The 15390-nt window shown below is 64.1% G+C and carries 15 protein-coding genes; 6 read left to right on the top strand and 9 right to left on the bottom strand.

The annotated features are described in order from the left end of the window. Positions 1 to 4: 4 nt before the first annotated feature. From ESZ60_RS16015 to ESZ60_RS16000, 4 genes are all read left to right on the top strand, one after another. Complete coding sequence (locus tag ESZ60_RS16015) at positions 5 to 457, top strand: DUF421 domain-containing protein (protein ID WP_134681734.1); 453 nt, start codon at positions 5 to 7, stop codon at positions 455 to 457. 117 nt (positions 458 to 574) lie between these two features. Further along, the gene (locus ESZ60_RS16010) at positions 575 to 1432 is read left to right on the top strand and encodes an SDR family oxidoreductase (protein WP_134681733.1); all 858 of its coding nucleotides are present in this window, start codon (positions 575 to 577) and stop codon (positions 1430 to 1432) included. 14 nt (positions 1433 to 1446) lie between these two features. Continuing rightward, positions 1447 to 1662 (top strand): hypothetical protein, encoded by a 216-nt coding sequence (locus ESZ60_RS16005; protein WP_245155730.1) that lies wholly within the window; start codon positions 1447 to 1449, stop codon positions 1660 to 1662. Between the two features lie 3 nt (positions 1663 to 1665). Next, complete coding sequence (locus ESZ60_RS16000) at positions 1666 to 2661, top strand: DNA topoisomerase IB (protein WP_134681732.1); 996 nt, start codon at positions 1666 to 1668, stop codon at positions 2659 to 2661. On the opposite strand, the gene ESZ60_RS15995 is transcribed toward ESZ60_RS16000, so the two are convergent. After that, the gene (locus ESZ60_RS15995; RefSeq protein WP_134681731.1) at positions 2658 to 2897 is read right to left on the bottom strand and encodes a hypothetical protein; all 240 of its coding nucleotides are present in this window, start codon (positions 2895 to 2897) and stop codon (positions 2658 to 2660) included. The genes ESZ60_RS16000 and ESZ60_RS15995 overlap by 4 nt on opposite strands. A 278-nt stretch (positions 2898 to 3175) precedes the next feature. Between ESZ60_RS15995 and ESZ60_RS15990 the strand changes: the two genes are divergently transcribed. Continuing rightward, positions 3176 to 3418, top strand: a complete 243-nt coding sequence (locus ESZ60_RS15990; RefSeq protein WP_134681730.1) for a hypothetical protein — start codon at positions 3176 to 3178, stop codon at positions 3416 to 3418. A gap of 4 nt (positions 3419 to 3422) precedes the next feature. Then, positions 3423 to 4223, top strand: coding sequence for a non-homologous end joining protein Ku (gene ku / locus ESZ60_RS15985; RefSeq protein ID WP_134681729.1), 801 nt, complete (start codon positions 3423 to 3425; stop codon positions 4221 to 4223). Positions 4224 to 4228: 5 nt separating this feature from the next. Here ku (ESZ60_RS15985) and ESZ60_RS15980 read toward each other — a convergent pair whose 3' ends face one another. From ESZ60_RS15980 to ESZ60_RS15945, 8 genes are all read right to left on the bottom strand, one after another. After that, positions 4229 to 6154 carry an ABC transporter ATP-binding protein/permease gene (locus ESZ60_RS15980; RefSeq protein WP_134681728.1) on the bottom strand — a complete coding sequence of 642 codons (1926 nt, stop codon included), beginning with the start codon at positions 6152 to 6154 and terminating at the stop codon, positions 4229 to 4231. Between the two features lie 20 nt (positions 6155 to 6174). Next, entirely contained in the window at positions 6175 to 8613 is a 2439-nt protein-coding gene (gene ligD / locus ESZ60_RS15975) for a DNA ligase D (RefSeq protein ID WP_134681727.1), read from the bottom strand. A 3-nt stretch (positions 8614 to 8616) separates the two neighbouring features. Continuing rightward, positions 8617 to 9429, bottom strand: coding sequence for a non-homologous end joining protein Ku (gene ku, locus ESZ60_RS15970; protein WP_134681726.1), 813 nt, complete (start codon positions 9427 to 9429; stop codon positions 8617 to 8619). Between the two features lie 83 nt (positions 9430 to 9512). Next, on the bottom strand, positions 9513 to 10547 hold the full coding sequence (locus tag ESZ60_RS15965; protein ID WP_245155729.1) for a LacI family DNA-binding transcriptional regulator: 1035 nt from the start codon (positions 10545 to 10547) through the stop codon (positions 9513 to 9515). A gap of 90 nt (positions 10548 to 10637) precedes the next feature. Beyond that, positions 10638 to 12140, bottom strand: coding sequence for a tripartite tricarboxylate transporter permease (locus ESZ60_RS15960; protein ID WP_134681725.1), 1503 nt, complete (start codon positions 12138 to 12140; stop codon positions 10638 to 10640). A gap of 6 nt (positions 12141 to 12146) precedes the next feature. Then, positions 12147 to 12605: a tripartite tricarboxylate transporter TctB family protein gene (locus tag ESZ60_RS15955; protein WP_134681724.1), complete on the bottom strand. Its 459-nt coding sequence runs from the start codon at positions 12603 to 12605 to the stop codon at positions 12147 to 12149. A 65-nt stretch (positions 12606 to 12670) separates the two neighbouring features. After that, positions 12671 to 13648, bottom strand: coding sequence for a Bug family tripartite tricarboxylate transporter substrate binding protein (locus tag ESZ60_RS15950; RefSeq protein ID WP_134681723.1), 978 nt, complete (start codon positions 13646 to 13648; stop codon positions 12671 to 12673). Positions 13649 to 13775: 127 nt separating this feature from the next. Next, a complete protein-coding gene (locus tag ESZ60_RS15945) occupies positions 13776 to 15110 on the bottom strand; it encodes an enolase C-terminal domain-like protein (protein ID WP_134681722.1) in 1335 nt (444 codons plus the stop codon). Between the last annotated feature and the right edge of the window lie 280 nt (positions 15111 to 15390).

The raw sequence follows: 15390 nt of genomic DNA, 5'->3' as shown, positions 1-15390 counted from the left end.
GCGAATGGAATCGGTCATCCGCGGCATCGCGATCTATGCCATCTTGCTGGTGATCACGCGGCTCTCGGGCCGTCGGACCTTGGCCCAGTCGACGCCTTTCGATTTCGTCCTGCTGCTGATCATCGCGGAAACGACGCAGCAGGCGCTGCTGGGGGACGACTTTTCGCTGGTAAATGCGCTTATCCTGATCCTGACGCTGTTCTCCGTCGATATCCTTCTGTCCTATCTCAAGCGTTCGTCCCCGCATCTTGCCCTCTGGCTCGACGGCGCGCCGACCGTGCTGATCAGCGGCGGCCGGATCGACGCCCATGCGATGGCCCGCGCCCGCATCGGCATCGGCGATGTGCTTGAAGCCGCCCGCCATCAGCAGGGCTTGCGCAACCTAGACGAGATCGACGCCGCGGTGCTCGAGGTCAGCGGCGGAATAAGCATCATTCCCAAACGCGACGCGGGCTAGCCGCGACGGCGCTTGGAACAATGGCGCCGCGCGCGGGTTTTTCTCAAGCGCCACGACCCTTGCGCCAGCCGCGCGAGACCGTGGCATCTGACCATCCCGACCTATGAGGAACCGTCGATGAAGGATTATCCCAAACCCCCGTTTCCGGAACAGAGTCAGGAGCTTCCCGGCAGTTTCAGCGCCATGGATCCGCGCCCCGATCACGGCGAAACCTCTTGGCGCGGGGCGGGCCGTCTGGACGGCATGGCGGCTCTGATCACCGGGGGCGATAGCGGGATCGGCCGCGCGGTCGCCATTGCCTATGCCCGCGAGGGGGCGGATGTCGCGATCGCCTATCTGGAAGAAGGCGACGACGCCAAGGATACCGCCGATCTCGTGCGCGAAGCCGGGCGCGACTGCATGCTGATCCCCGGCGATCTGGCCGATCCCGCGCATTGCCGCGATGTCGTGGCCCGCGCCGCCGAGCGCTTCGGACGGATCGACATTCTGGTGAACAACGCGGCCCATCAGATGAAATTCGATACGATCGACGAGATCTCCGACGCGGAATGGCGACGCACCTTCGCCGTCAATATCGACGCGATGTTCTATCTGACCAAGGCGGCGGTCCCGCATATGAAACCGGGCAGCGCGATCATCAATACCGCCTCGATCAACTCGGACAATCCGAACCCGACCCTGCTGGCCTATGCCACGACCAAGGGGGCGATCCAGAACTTTACCGCCGGGCTTGCGCAACTGCTGGCCGAAAAGGGCATCCGGGTGAATGCCGTGGCCCCCGGCCCGGTCTGGACCCCGCTGATCCCGGCCAGTTTCCCAGCCGACGAGGTCGCGACATTCGGCGAGAACTATCCGATGAAGCGTCCTGCCCAGCCGGTCGAACTGGCCTCGAGCTACGTCATGCTGGCCGAACCCATGTCGAGCTATGTCTCGGGCGCGACCATTGCCGTCACCGGCGGCAAGCCGATGATCTGAGAGAGGATCCCGCGATGAGAAATCTGATCATACGCCTCGGCCTTGGCATCGCCGCGGGTTACGCTCTGAAGACCGTGCTGGATACGCGCCGTGAGCAGCCGACGCCCCGGCTCGAGAAGGTCCGCGACGCCGGTCCCGAGGCGATGGAGGAGCCGCCCCGCGACTGGGACGCGGTCGACGAGCAGGCCGACGAGTCCTTTCCCGCCAGCGATCCTCCGGCCAATTACTGACAGATGGGCCCCGAACTGGTCTTTGTCTCGGATCGCGATCCGGGAATTTCCCGACGTCGCGCCGGCAAGGGGTTCAGCTATCGCGGGCCGGGGGGAGAGCCTCTCGGCCCCGAGGAGCTGACCCGAGTGCGGGCCCTCGCCGTCCCGCCCGCCTATCGCGATGTCTGGATCTGCGCCTTGCCGAACGGGCATTTGCAGGCGACCGGACGGGATGATCGCGGCAGGAAGCAATATCGCTATCATCCTGACTGGAGCGCGGCCCGCTCGCGGACGAAATATGACCAGCTCCCGGCCTTTGGAGCGGCCCTTCCCGCCTTGCGACGCCGTGTCCGGCGCGATCTGCAAGGCGAGGTCGGTGATCGCGACTTCAGCCTTGCGGCGCTGGTTCTGCTTCTGGACCGGACCTGCCTGCGTGTGGGCAACCCGGCCTACACGGCCGCGAACAAGAGCTTCGGCGCTTCAACCCTGCTGACCCGGCATCTGCGCCTGAGCGAGCAAGGGCTGATCGAACTGAAATTCCGCGCCAAGGGTGGCAAGCTCTGCCGGTACCTTCTGCGCGACAAGCGTCTCAACCGCATCCTTCAGGACATCGGCGATCTGCCGGGGCGCAATATCTTCACCTATCTCGACGAAGAGGGCGTGGTCCGCAGCCTGACATCGCAGGATGTGAACGGTTATCTCGCGGAGATCGCGGGCGAGGGCATGACGGCGAAGACTTTTCGCACCTGGGGCGGGACTTTGGCCGCGTTCGAACTGGCGTCGAAACTGTCGCCAGACACGCGGCTGACCTGCCGGATGATGGCGGATGCGGCGGCGGAGCGGCTGTTCAACACACCGACCATCTGCCGCAAATCCTACATCCACCCAGCCGTGCTGGAATTGGCTGAGACGCCCGCCGCCCTCAGAGCCGAGACCTTTCTTGGCCTCGCCAGACCCGAGATTGCAGATTTGCGCAGCAGCGAGCGCAGTCTTCTCGCCTATCTGGAAACGCCGCTCTAGGCCGCACGCGCCCAGTCGGCGATCTTCCATGTCCAGCCGATCCGGCGCGAACGGTTGGGACGCAGGTAGGCCCAGTTCAGAAGCGCCGCGGGCACGCCCAGCAGCACTCCGATCGCACCGGCCCACAGGAAGGTCGCAAACGACACCTGCCCCATCGCAAGACCGGCGATGACCACCGCTCCCGCGACGCACGCCACCCAGAGATGGATCAGGATCAAACGAAGATAGGGAATCATGGGACTTCTCCCCGATTGTTTCCTTGCCGGGAAAACGCCGGTCCGGGGCGTCGGTTCCCCGGCACAAGCGCCCAAGAGCAAAACGATCCGCTCGCGAAATCTTGTCCGAACTTTGGCGCTTTTGACCGGTTGAGCCTTCATAACGCAAGGAAACAAAAACTTAGGAGCGTATCATGAAGGGAGTTGTCGCCTGGTTTCTGGGTGTCCCCATCGTCGTCATCATCCTGCTTTATGTGACCGGGATATTCTGACCCCCAGCTTCGAGAAAGGAAAAGCCGATGTCGCATAACACTGATCCAGAGCGGGCGGCGCGTCGCCACCCGGCTGCCATTCTAGGTATTCTCGTGGCTCTGGCCATTGCTGCCGTTGCGCTGTTCTGGTGGATGGGGGCGGATCCGGTCGAGCATGAGGATGTCAGCCGCATCGAATCTTCCGAGACCCCCGAAGGCGGTGCCAATCCCGAACCGCCGGGCCCTGCCCCCGCAGGATCGCCCGCGGCGGGTAGCCCTCCGGAAAACTGACGACATGGCGCCGCGGGTCTTCTGGAAAGGTTATCTGAAACTGTCCCTCGTCACCTGTCCGGTGACGATGACGCCCGCGACGACCGAGGGTGAGAAAGTGCGCTTTCACACCCTCAACTCCAAAACCGGTAATCGGGTGCTGAGCCAATATGTCGATGGCGTCACCGGAAAACCCGTCGCGGATGACGATCAGGTCAAGGGATATCCCCGCGGCGAGGATGAGCATATCCTGATCGAGGATGACGAGCTTGAGGCAGTCGCGCTGGAAAGCGCCCGGACCATCGATATCGAAATGTTCGTGCCGGCTGATTCCATCGAATGGATCTGGCATGACAAGCCGCATTATCTGAGCCCGTCGGACGCGGTGGGCGAAGAGGCCTTCTCGGTGATCCGCGACGCGATGGAGGCCACGGGCATGGTCGGGATCTCGCGTCTGGTGCTCTATCGCCGCGAACGGGCGGTGATGCTGGAACCACGCGGCACAGGCATCGTGGCATGGACGCTGCGCTACGGCGATGAGGTGCGGCCCGAAACGGATTATTTTGCAGGTTCCGGCAAGAGCAAGCCCGACCCCGCTCTGATGAAGCTGGTCACGCAGTTGATCTCGGATCGCAAGGCCTCTTGGGATGAGGCGATGGTCCGCGATCCGGTTCAGGAAAACCTGCTCGAAATCATCGCCGCCAAGAAAAAGGGCCGCAAGAAAGCGAAGCCCAAGGCGGCTGCGCAAAAGCCGGACAATGTCGTCAATATCATGGACGCGTTGAAAAAAAGCCTTGCCGCCGAACGCAAGGGCAAGCCGGGCTGAGGGGGTCACGGCTCGGCCGGACCCGTGCCCGGCAATTTGCTGCGCAGGTCGGGGGCCGCGCCCGTTCCCTTGACCGCTGCATCCACACGCTGGATCCGGCCATAGGTGCTGACGAGGCGGCTGACGATATTGTCGAGGCGACGCCCGATCCGGTCACGCTTGACCAGACGCACCCCGCCTTCCAGCCGCTTCAGATCCAGTCGCCGCGCGTGATAGCGCTCCAGACCCGGTCGATGCGCGACGCTGATCAGCGCGGCCTCGGGCAGTTCCTCGACAAAGGCTTGCATCACCTTGGCCTGGCTGTCATCGTCCAGCGCCGATGTCGCCTCATCCATCACGACAAGGTCGGGGCGTTCGAGCAGCACCCGGGCAAAGGCGATGCGCTGGCGCTCGCCACCGGACAGGACATGGCTCCAGCGGTCCTCGTCATCCAGTCGGGGCAGGAAATGCTCTAGCCCCACCCGCGCGAGAACCCTTTCTGCCGCCTCGTCGGAAAGCGATGCGGGGGCATTGGGGTAGCTCAGGCAACCCCGCAGGCTGCCCAAAGGCAGATAGGGCGTTTGTGGCAGGAACATGATGCGCCAGCTTCGCGGCAGGACGATCTCGCCGCTGCCCCAGGGCCAGAGACCCGCAATGGCGCGGATCAGCGTGCTTTTTCCGGTGCCGGATTCGCCTCCGACCAGCACGCGCTCGCCACGCGAGATGACGCCCTCGGCCTCGTCGATGACGACGATCCCATTGTCGCGCCGCACATTCAGACCGACCAGACGCAGTTCCTGCCCGTCATTCTCGCGCAGTTCGATCAGAGAGCCATCCGGGCCGTGGATGGTGCGCTCCAATTCGTCCATCCCGCCGATCAGCACCGAAAGCCGGTTGGCCGCGGCGCGCCAGCCCGCCAGCACGATGAAATTGTCCATCACCCAGTTGAAGGCCATCTGCACCTGCACGAAAGCGGCCGAGACCTGCATCAACTCGCCCAGAGACATGCTGCCCTGTATGTATTTCGGCGCGCCGATGAGCAAAGGGATGACCGGCAGCATGATGGCGCTCATATTGGTCAGGATGGTGATGCGGCCATGATTGGCACCGATGGTCCAGATCGCGCTGGCAAGGCGGGACAGGGACAGGGTCAGGCGGCGCTTTTCCTCGTCCTCGCCCTTGATCAGCGCGATGGACTCGGCGCTTTCGCGCACCCGTGTCATTTCAAAGCGCAGATCGGCCTCGGCGGCGTTCTGCTCTTCGACCGCGGCAATCAGCGGCCGGCCGATCACCCAGGTCAGGAAGGACATGACCAGCGCATAGACGATGGCCGAGGCCACGAAACCATAGGGAATGGTCCACATGCCCTCGCCCCGCGGTATCCGCACCTCGCCCCCGACCAGCGCCAGCACCCCGATAAACGTCACCGTGGCAAGCAGCGCATTGAACAGACCGACCGAAAGATCGACGACCGGCGTCAGCGCCTGTTTCAGATCGTCCGACATCCGGGCCTCGGGGACATCCACCCCGTTGGAGGCCACCTCGAGCTTGTAATAGGTCCGATCGCCGAGCCAGCGCCCGATCAGGCGGCCGGTCAGCCAGCGCCGCCATTCCGCCTGCAGCCCCATCCTGAGCCGGACCATGCAGTAATTGATCAGCGCGCTGAGGATCAGCAGCCCCAGAAAGACGAAAATCATGCGCGGAATGGCGTCTATCTGGCGGCTGTCGAGCGTGTCGAAAAAACCCTTGCTCCAGCGATTGATGGCGAAGAGCACGGCGACATTGGCCGAAACGACAATGACGACGCCGATGGTCAGCGACCATGCCATGCGCCGCGCCGAACCGGTCCAGAACGGCAGGGCGATCTCGCGGAAACTGGGGCCGGGAATGACCTCGGGCGGGGCGGGCGGCAGATGGTGGGGAAGATTACTTTCGCCTGCAAGCTCAACCATCTCTGCCCCCGGACACGCTGCTAGAGCTTCGGCAACGGCACGGCCGCCGCGCGGAACCCGTCCCAGGGATCGCGGGTCAGCGCCGCGAGTCGGGCAGGCATATTGGCGACGGTGAAATGCGCGGGGCCGATCTCGGGCCCAAGCTCATCCCATTCCAGAGGGGCCGAGACCGGCGCGCCCTCGCGGGCCCGCGTCGAATAGGGCGCGACCGCCGTAGCTCCGCGCTGGTTGCGCAGATAGTCGATCAGGATGCGCCCGCGGCGCTTGGATTTGGTGATGGTCGCGACGAAACGGTCGGGTTCATCGCGCGACATGGACTCGGCCATGGCTTTGGTAAATGCCTTGACGGCCTTCCAGTCGGCCTTGGGTTTGAGCGGCGAGACCACGTGCAGGCCCTTGCCGCCCGATGTCTTGACAAAGGCGGCAAGCCCCGCTGCCTCAAGTCGCGCACGCACCTCGCCCGCGGCGGCGATCACATCGCTCCATGCGACACCCGCGCCGGGGTCAAGGTCCATCACGATCAGATCCGGCTTTTCCCAATCCGCGAGCGTCGCGCCCCAGGGGTGGATCTCGAGCGCGGCGGATTGCACCAGACCGATCAGCCCGTCCAGATCGCCGATGCTGATCAGCGGCGCGCCGGACTTGTCCTTGGGATCCGTGACTTGCGAGATCTTGGGGTTCATCCCCTTCCAGGCGTGTTTTTGAAAGAATTTCTGCCCCGTGATCCCGCTCGGGCAGCGCAGAAGCGCAAGCGGCCGGCCGGTGACGAAGGGCGCGATATGGCGCCAGGCCTCGGCATAGTAATCGGCGAGCCCCTCTTTCGTCACGCCCGCCTCGGGCCAATAGACCCGGTCGGGATGGGTCAGCTTCACGGTCCGGCGCTGTGCGGGCGGGGCTTTCGCCGATGCCTCGCGGATGATTTCGCGGGGAGCCTTGTCCTCTCGCAGGCCCCTGAACGAGGCATGGCGCAGATGCCCGTCGGCGGTCCAGGCGCGAAACTCGACCTCGGCCACCAGTTCGGGCCGCACGAAAACGACCTGCCGGGCCGCATCCGCCGAAAGCTTGCCCGCGAAAGGGCTTGCCTTGATCGAGATGGCATATAGCCGCGCGAAAAGATCGCTCGCGAGCTTGCGGCTGAACCCGGTCCCGACCCGACCGACATGGCGCAGTTTTCCATCTTCATGCACGCCCAGGACCAGCGAGCCGATCGCGCTTGCCGAGGTCGTCGAGGGCGTGAAGCCGCCGATCACAAATTCCTGCCGCGCCGAGCATTTGGACTTGAGCCAGGACCGTCCGCGCCCCGAACGGTAGGTCGAGTTGCGCTGTTTCGAGACGATCCCCTCAAGGCTCAAGCGGCAGGCATGGCGCAGCACCATATCGCCCTCGTCGTCGAAATGGCTGCTGAACCGGATCAGGCCCTCGTCGCCCCCGGGCAGTCCGGCGACCAATCCGGCGAGCATGTCCTTGCGGTCGCAAAGCCGCTTGCCGCGCAGGTCGCGTCCGTCAAGATAGATCAGGTCAAAGACGTAGAGCCGAAAGCGATCTTCGCGCCCCGCGCTGAGATCCGCCTGCAGGGCCGAGAAATCCGAGGCACCGCCATGGCCCTCGACGACCAGTTCCGCATCCAGAATGGCGCTTTCCACGGCGAGCCCCTGCAAGGCCTCGACCACGGGGCGGCCAAATTTCGCGGTCCAGTCCAGACCGCTGCGGGTCAGAAGCGCGACCCGGCCGCTTTCGATCCGGGCCTGCAGCCGGTAGCCGTCGAATTTGATCTCGTGCAGCCAGTTTTCGCCGGTCGGGGCGGATGTGGTCAGGGTGGCGAGCATTGGCTCGACGAATTCGGGCATCGCGACTTTCTTGCCGCGCGCCTTGGGCTTTGGCCGCGCCGAAACGGGCGGCGCGTCCAGCTCCTCGACCAGCTTGCCCGACGCGACCGAGCGGGGCATCTCCTCGAGGATGTCGGACCCTCCGTCAGTCCGGGCGAAATCGTCATCGCCCTTGATCAGGAGCCAGTTTTCCCGCTTTTCGCCGCGTCGGTTCTGCATCTTCACGAGATGCCAGCGCCCTTGCAGCTTCTCGCCATGCAAGGTGAATTCCATATGTCCCTTGGCATAGGCCTTGTCGGGATCGCCGATGGGTTTCCACCGGCCGCGATCCCACAGGATCACCGAGCCCCCGCCATATTGCCCCTTGGGAATGACCCCCTCGAACCCGCCGTAATCGAGCGGATGATCCTCGACATGGACGGCAAGACGCTTTTCGCCGGGATCGAGGCTCGGGCCGCGGGTGACCGCCCAGCTTTTCAGCACGCCCCCCAGTTCCAGCCGGAAATCGTAATGCAGCCGACGCGCGGCATGTTTCTGAACGACAAAGGAATCCCCGGCCTTTGCGGCCTTGGAACCCTTGGGCTCGGGCGTGGCGGAAAAGTCTCGTTTCTTGCGATAGGTCTCCAGCGCCACGGCTCAGCCCGCCTTTTTCCGGGCAGCCCGGGAGGGCTTCTGCGCAAGCTCGGCGCTTTCGCGCAAGGCGGCCATCAGATCCACCACCTTGGCCTTGTCGCGCCGCGCCGCAGGCTTGATCTTCTTGCCCGCCGCCTTGGCCTTGACCAGTTCGGCCAGCGCGGCCTCGTAACGGTCGTCAAATGCAGCGGGATCGAAGCGGCCAGTCTTGGTCTTGATGATATGCTTGGCCAGGTCCAGCATCTCGCCCTTGATCTTGCGGGCAGGAATATCGGCAAAGGCCTCGGCGGGGGCGCGGACCTCATAGTCGAAATTCAGCGTGGTCGCGATCAGGCCGTCGCCATGCGCGCGGATCAGAAGCGTTCGCATCCGCCGGAACAGCACGGTCTGGGCGATGGCCGCGACGCTTGTCTTGCGCATCCCCTCGCGGATCAGTGCAAATGCCTCGTCCCCGCTGCGATCGGCCGAGGCCAGATAATAGGGCTTGTCGAAATAGAGCCTGTCGATCTGGCCGCAATCGAGAAAATCCGACACGGCAAGCGTCTTGTCGCTTTCGGGAAGGGCGGCGGCGATCTCGTCCGGTTCGAGGATGACGGTTTCGCCGCCCCCCGTGTCATAGCCCTTGACCTGATCATCGCGCGGGACGGGCTTGCCGCTTTCCGCATCGACGAATTCGCGCCGCATGCGATTGCCGGTCGCGCGATTGACCATGTGAAAGGAGATCCGGTCCGAGGTCGACGCGGCGGTGTAAAGCGCCACCGGGCAGCTCAGCTCGGCGATTTTCAGAATGCCCTTCCAGTTGGCCCGTGGTGCCATGTCCAGCCGCCCCGCTTGTGCAGCGAGTCAACCTTTGGACTGTCCAAGGGTTCCGAAGGATCGCGCCCCGATTTGACCGCTTGTCACCGGGCCAGAAGCGAGGCGCGGTCGATGACCTCGAAGCCGATATCAATGCGCCGTTCGACATCTTCGCGGCCATCTATTCGCGCCATCATCGCCTCGGCCGCCCGCGCGCCAAGCGCCGCCCGGTCGATGCGGATGGTGGTCAGAGCGGGATTGAGATCGGCTGCGAACTCCTGATCCCCAAATCCCATCACGCCCAGATCGCCGGGCACGCTCAGGCCCCGGCTCTGCGCCTCGATCATGATGCCATGGGCGATCACGTCCGAACTGCAGAATATCGCGGTATCGGCGGTGTCATCCGCTTGCTCGGCAAGCAGCCGCGCAAGCGCCTGGCGACCCTTTCCCAGCGTCGGGCCTCCGGGCAGGGTCACCTCGCGCGGATGGGCGATGCCCGCGGCCCGCAACTCGGCCAGGAAGGCATCGCGGCGGCGCAGGGCGCGCTCGTCATCCATCGTCGCAATCGCGACCGAGCGATAGCCGCGCCCGACCAGATGGCGCGCCGCGGCCTTGGCTGCACCGGCATGGGAAAAGCCGACGCAGATGTCGATCGGGCTTTCGGTCAGATCCCATGCCTCGATGACCGGCACATCCGCGGCAAGAAGCTGCCTGCGGCAGGCGTTCGAGTGATTGACCCCGGTCAGAAGAAATCCCTCGGGGCGGCGGCCTAGGGCGGTGGCGACCAGTTCCTGCTCGGTCTGGCGGGAAAAACCGCTTTCCATCAGCATCACCTGATAGCCGCGCTCGCGCACATTCACGACGAAATTCTGCACGAAGGCCGCGTAGATGATATTGGTGATCGAGGGCACGATCGCGGCAAGGCTGCGCGACCGGTTCGAGGCAAGCCCGCCAGCGACAAGATTGGGCACATAGCCGGTCAGACGCACCGCCTCCATGATCCGCTCGACCGTCTCGGGCGAGATCAGTTCGGGATGGTTGAAGGCGCGCGAGACGGTCGAGGGGGTGACGCCCGCGATGCGGGCGATCGTTGCCATGGTGACGGGTTGCGCCTTTTTCTTGCCCTGCTTCGCCGTCATGTCGCGCCTTTTGTCTTGGGGAACCGGACCTTGCGGGCCAGGGGCCGAATAGCGCAATCTTGCCGCATATGCCAAGCGGTCTCGCCGGGATCAATCCTCGACGAAAGCCTCTTCGCGCTTGCTGCGCACCGCCGGGGCAAGGATGCTGACCAGAAGCAGCACCGAGACGATGATCAGAACGGCGCTGATCGGCCGGGTCAGGAAGGTCGTCGCATCCCCGCGCGACACCAGCATGGCGCGGCGCAGATGTTCCTCGAGCATGGGGCCGAGGATGAAGCCCAGCAGCAGCGGCGCGGGTTCGCAATCGAGCTTGCGCAGGACGTAACCCAAGAGCCCGAAGATCCCCATCAGCCAGATCTCGAAGGTCTGGTTCGCGAGGCTGAAGACGCCGATGGCGCAAAAAGCCACGATGCAGGGAAAGAGATAGTGATAGGGGATCGAGATCATCCTGACCCAAAGCCCGATCATCGGCAGGTTCAGGACCAAGAGCATGAGATTGCCGACCCACATCGAAACGATCAGGCCCCAGAACAGCACCGGCTGGTCCTCGATGACCGAGGGTCCGGGCTGGATGCCCTGCATGATCATCGCGCCGATCATCAGCGCCATGACCGGGTTCGAGGGCAGGCCCAGCGTCAGCATCGGGATGAACGAGGTTTGCGCGCCCGCGTTATTCGCTGCCTCCGGGGCGGCGACGCCCTCGATCGCGCCATGGCCGAAACGCTCGGGCGTTTTCGACGCCTTCTTCTCCAGCGCATAGGCCGCGAAAGAGGCCAGCATCGCCCCGCCGCCCGGCAGGATGCCCAGCACCGATCCAAGGGCAGTTCCGCGGGTGACCGGAGCGACGATCTGCTTCAGATCCGCGCGGCTCGGCATGAGCCCGGTGATCTTCTTCAGGGCGGTGCTGCGCTGGCCCTCATGCTCCAGATTGACCAGAATTTCGCCCAGACCAAAGATCCCCATGGCAAGAACCACGAAGCTGATCCCATCCGCAAGCTCGGGCATGCCCATCGTGTAGCGCAGGGTTCCGGTATTCACATCCGTGCCGATCAGACCGAAAATCAGCCCCGCGACGATCATGCCGAGTGCATGCAGCAGAGAGCCGCTGGCCAGCACGACGGAAGCGATCAGCCCCAGAACCATGAGCGAGAAATATTCATGCGGGCCGAAGGACAGCGCGACGCTGGCCAGCGCAGGTGCGAAAAAGGCGATCAGGATGGTCGAGACGGTTCCGGCAGCAAACGAGCCGATGGCGGCGGTCGCGAGTGCCTTTCCGGCCTCGCCCTTGCGCGCCATCTGGTAGCCATCAAGCGCGGTCACCACGCTCGAGGATTCCCCCGGCAGGTTGACGAGGATGGCGGTGGTCGATCCGCCATATTGCGCACCGTAGAAGATGCCGGCGAGCATGATCAGCGCGGTTTCCGGCGGCAGGCCGAAGGTTACCGGCAGAAGCATCGCGATGGTCGCGGTCGGCCCCAGACCCGGCAGCACGCCGATGGCGGTGCCGAGAAACACCCCGGCAAGGCAATAGACGAGGTTCCAGAAAGAAAAGGCGGTCTCGAAGCCCAGCCCGAGATTGGCAAGAATTTCCATGGCGTATCAGCCCCCGAACAGCGCGCCGAACATCGGCATGGGCACCCCGAGGCCTTTGACGAAAACGGCGAGGCAAAAGATGGTGAAAGCGGCAGCCCCAAGCATGGCAAAGGGCGAAATCCGGAACAGACGGCTGGCCATGGCCGCCATGATCAGCGCCGCAGGCAGCGCGATGGCCGCGCCCAGAAGTTCAATCGTCGCGGCAAAGAAGAAGGTCGCGCCGATCACCAGAACCGCCGGTCGGATATGGATGCGCGGCACGGCCTCTCCGCCGGAAAGGAACCCGCGCGCGATCGAGATCAGGCCGATCAGGACCAGAAGCCCGCTCAGCACCATCGGGAAATATCCCGGTCCCATGCGGGCAGCGCTTCCCAGAGAGTATCCCTTGCCGAGCAGAAAAGCCGTCAGACCCAGCGCGACATAGACTGCGCCCGCCCAGAAATCCTTGGTTCGGTAGCCCTGCATTTTGATCGCCTTCCGAAAGTGAGTTGGGGGCGCGACAGGTGCGCGCCCCCTTGAATGGCTGGAACTCAGTTCTCGAGCTTGATGTTGCCGTCCTTGATGACCTTGGCCCAGCGGTCGATTTCCTGCGCGACGAAGGCATCGGCAGCCGCACCGTCATTAGCGACGATCTCATAGCCCATGGCTTCGAGCTTGGGTTTCAGGTCGGGCGAGTTCAGCGCCTCGGTCAGGCCCTTTTCCAGCTTGGTCCGGATGTCGGCAGGAAGCCCTTTCGGACCCGAGAATGCCTGCCAGCTATAGACGTCCAGGCCCTCGATCCCCAGTTCCTTGAAGGTCGGTACGTCAGGGAAGGCCGGCGAGCGGGTCTCGCCCGTCACGGCCAGGATCTTCATCTTGCCTTCCTTCACGAAATTGGCGATCGCACCGACATTCTGGAAAGAGGCATCGGCATGGCCGCCCATGACATCAGTCTGGGCCGGCGCGCCGCCTTTATAGGGAACATGGATCGCGGTGGTGCCGGTCAATTGCCAGAACAATTCCGCCGTCAGGTGATCCGAGGACCCCGCGCCGGACGAGGCGAAAAGCAGCGCATCGGGCTTCTTCTTCAGTTCGGCGACAAACTCCTCGACGTTATTCGCCGGGAAATCGGGGCGGGTGACCAGCGCGTTCGGCGTGCGGACCGCGATGGTCAGCATGTCCAGATCCTTGCGGGCATCATAGGTCGCATCGGGCTGAAGCGTCAGGTTCGTCGAATAGGTGCCGATCGAGGCCTGCATCAAGGTGTAGCCATCCGGCTTGGAACGTGCGACCTCGCCTGCCCCGACCGCGCCGGTTGCGCCCGGCTTGTTCTCGATGACCAGCGGCTGCGCGAAATTCGGCTGCATGATCTGCGTCGTCAGCCGCGCGATCGTGTCGCTCGCCCCGCCCGGCGCGAAGGGCACGATGACCGTCACCGGCTTCGACGGATAATCCTGCGCGACAATCGGCATGGCGGTTGCGCAAAGCAGCGCGACGCCGCCCGCGAGGGCGTGAAGTGACTTGAGCATATGTCCTCCCCTTGGCAGCCTCACCTGCCATTTTGTTGAATCGTGCAATCGTTTGCACGTTTTCCGGGACGGGCTCCTCCCTGCCCGGATCTTCCGGCCGCAGCGGCGATGCTGCTGCGGCGCAAACTCAGCCGCGCACCAGAGCGGGCATTTTCGAGTTGAACTGCCAGTCCTTGATCAGGAACTGCATCGCGGCGGCGTCATTGCGGGCCGAAGCCGGCAGGCGCTTGTGGTTCTGATGCGCGGCTTCCAGCGCCGCCTCGTCGATTTCGACGCCAAGGCCCGGCGCGTCCGGCACCTTGACCTTGCCGCCCCGGATCAACGGCGGTTCCTTGGTGATGCGCTGCCCGTCCTGCCAGATCCAATGCGTGTCGAGCGCGGTGATCTTGCCCGGAGCCGCCGCCGCAACCTGCGTGAACATCATCAGCGAGACATCGAAATGGTTGTTCGAATGCGAGCCCCAGGTCAGGCCCCAGCGGTCGCAGAGCTGCGCCACCTCGACCGAGCCCTGCATGGTCCAGAAATGCGGATCAGCCAGCGGGATATCAACGGCACCGGCGCGGATCGCATGACCCATCTCGCGCCAATCCGTGGCGATCATATTGGTCGCGGTCGGCAGGCCCGTGGCGCGCTTGAATTCGGCCATGGTCTCGCGCCCGGAATAGCCCGGCTCGGGGCCGCAGGGGTCCTCGGCATAGGCCAGAACGCCTTTCAGCGGTGAAAGATAGCGGATCGCATCCTCGACCAGCCATGCGCCATTGGGGTCCAAGGTCACGCGCGCATCGGGGAATGCAGCGGCGAGATCGGCGATGATGGCCGCCTCTTCCTCGCCATGCAGCACGCCGCCCTTGAGCTTGAAGTCAAGGAAGCCATAGCGATCCTGCGCCGCCTGCGCGAGACGCACGACCGAAGCCGCGTCCAGCGCCTTTTCGTCGCGCAACCGCAGCCAGTCGTCGCTGCCGCCCTCGGCGCGGTAGTCCAGCGGGGTCTGGCCGCGATCTCCGACAAAAAACAGATAACCGAGCATCTCGACCTCGTCGCGCTGCTGGCCCTCGGCGAGAAGTGCGCAGATCGGCAGGCCCAGATGCTTGCCGAGCAGATCGAGCATCGCGCATTCCAGCGCCGCCGCGACATGGATCGTGGTGCGCAGATCAAATGTCTGGAGCCCGCGCCCGCCCGCATCGCGATCGGCAAAGGCGGTGCGGACATTGCGCAGCACGCGGCGGTAATCGCCAAGCTGCTGGCCGATCACCAATTCGGCGGCCTCTTCCAGAGTGCGCTGGATTGCCGCGCCCCCCGGCACCTCGCCGATGCCGGTATTGCCCGCGCTATCGGTCAGGATGACGATATTGCGCGTGAACCACGGACCATGCGCCCCTGACAGGTTAAGCAACATGCTGTCCCGCCCGGCCACGGGCACGACACGTACCGAGCGCACAACCGGCGATCCGCTGAAATCCATGAGTGCTCTCCTCTGCTCTTGATGCGCTTTATGCAAGCGTTTGCACGACGCGTCAAGAAGATCTCGTTCCGCGGGAAACGGTTTCTTAACGATTTTGGCTGATCCTTTGCCCCGGCCCTGAGTGACGTCGGTGCTTGCAAATTCCGGCGGATGGGGCCAGATTGGAACAACTCGTGAACACCGGCGCGCTGATTGCCCGGCCGGGCAGAGTGTGAAACAAACATGAGGACAGCGTGGCAGGGGCGACACTTTTCGACATGAGCGACAAGAAGACGGCAGA

The organism is Paracoccus ravus (genome assembly GCF_004522175.1).
Classification (GTDB): domain Bacteria; phylum Pseudomonadota; class Alphaproteobacteria; order Rhodobacterales; family Rhodobacteraceae; genus Paracoccus; species Paracoccus ravus.
The sequence above is the reverse complement of the archived record's forward strand: the minus strand, read 5'-3'. Positions and strand labels throughout refer to the sequence as shown.

Bases quoted from the DNA above. Each gene is read 5' to 3' on its own strand.
- ESZ60_RS15955 (WP_134681724.1), bottom strand. From the start codon at position 12,605: ATGCAGGGCTACCGAACCAAGGATTTCTGGGCGGGCGCAGTCTATGTC.
- ESZ60_RS16000 (WP_134681732.1), top strand. From the start codon at position 1,666: ATGGGCCCCGAACTGGTCTTTGTCTCGGATCGCGATCCGGGAATTTCC.
- ESZ60_RS15980 (WP_134681728.1), bottom strand. From the start codon at position 6,154: ATGGTTGAGCTTGCAGGCGAAAGTAATCTTCCCCACCATCTGCCGCCC.
- ESZ60_RS15990 (WP_134681730.1), top strand. From the start codon at position 3,176: ATGTCGCATAACACTGATCCAGAGCGGGCGGCGCGTCGCCACCCGGCT.
- ESZ60_RS15945 (WP_134681722.1), bottom strand. From the start codon at position 15,110: ATGGATTTCAGCGGATCGCCGGTTGTGCGCTCGGTACGTGTCGTGCCC.
- ESZ60_RS15960 (WP_134681725.1), bottom strand. From the start codon at position 12,140: ATGGAAATTCTTGCCAATCTCGGGCTGGGCTTCGAGACCGCCTTTTCT.
- ESZ60_RS15965 (WP_245155729.1), bottom strand. From the start codon at position 10,547: ATGACGGCGAAGCAGGGCAAGAAAAAGGCGCAACCCGTCACCATGGCA.
- ESZ60_RS15995 (WP_134681731.1), bottom strand. From the start codon at position 2,897: ATGATTCCCTATCTTCGTTTGATCCTGATCCATCTCTGGGTGGCGTGC.
- ku (WP_134681729.1), top strand. From the start codon at position 3,423: ATGGCGCCGCGGGTCTTCTGGAAAGGTTATCTGAAACTGTCCCTCGTC.
- ESZ60_RS16015 (WP_134681734.1), top strand. From the start codon at position 5: ATGGAATCGGTCATCCGCGGCATCGCGATCTATGCCATCTTGCTGGTG.
- ESZ60_RS16010 (WP_134681733.1), top strand. From the start codon at position 575: ATGAAGGATTATCCCAAACCCCCGTTTCCGGAACAGAGTCAGGAGCTT.
- ESZ60_RS15950 (WP_134681723.1), bottom strand. From the start codon at position 13,648: ATGCTCAAGTCACTTCACGCCCTCGCGGGCGGCGTCGCGCTGCTTTGC.
- ku (WP_134681726.1), bottom strand. From the start codon at position 9,429: ATGGCACCACGGGCCAACTGGAAGGGCATTCTGAAAATCGCCGAGCTG.
- ESZ60_RS16005 (WP_245155730.1), top strand. From the start codon at position 1,447: ATGAGAAATCTGATCATACGCCTCGGCCTTGGCATCGCCGCGGGTTAC.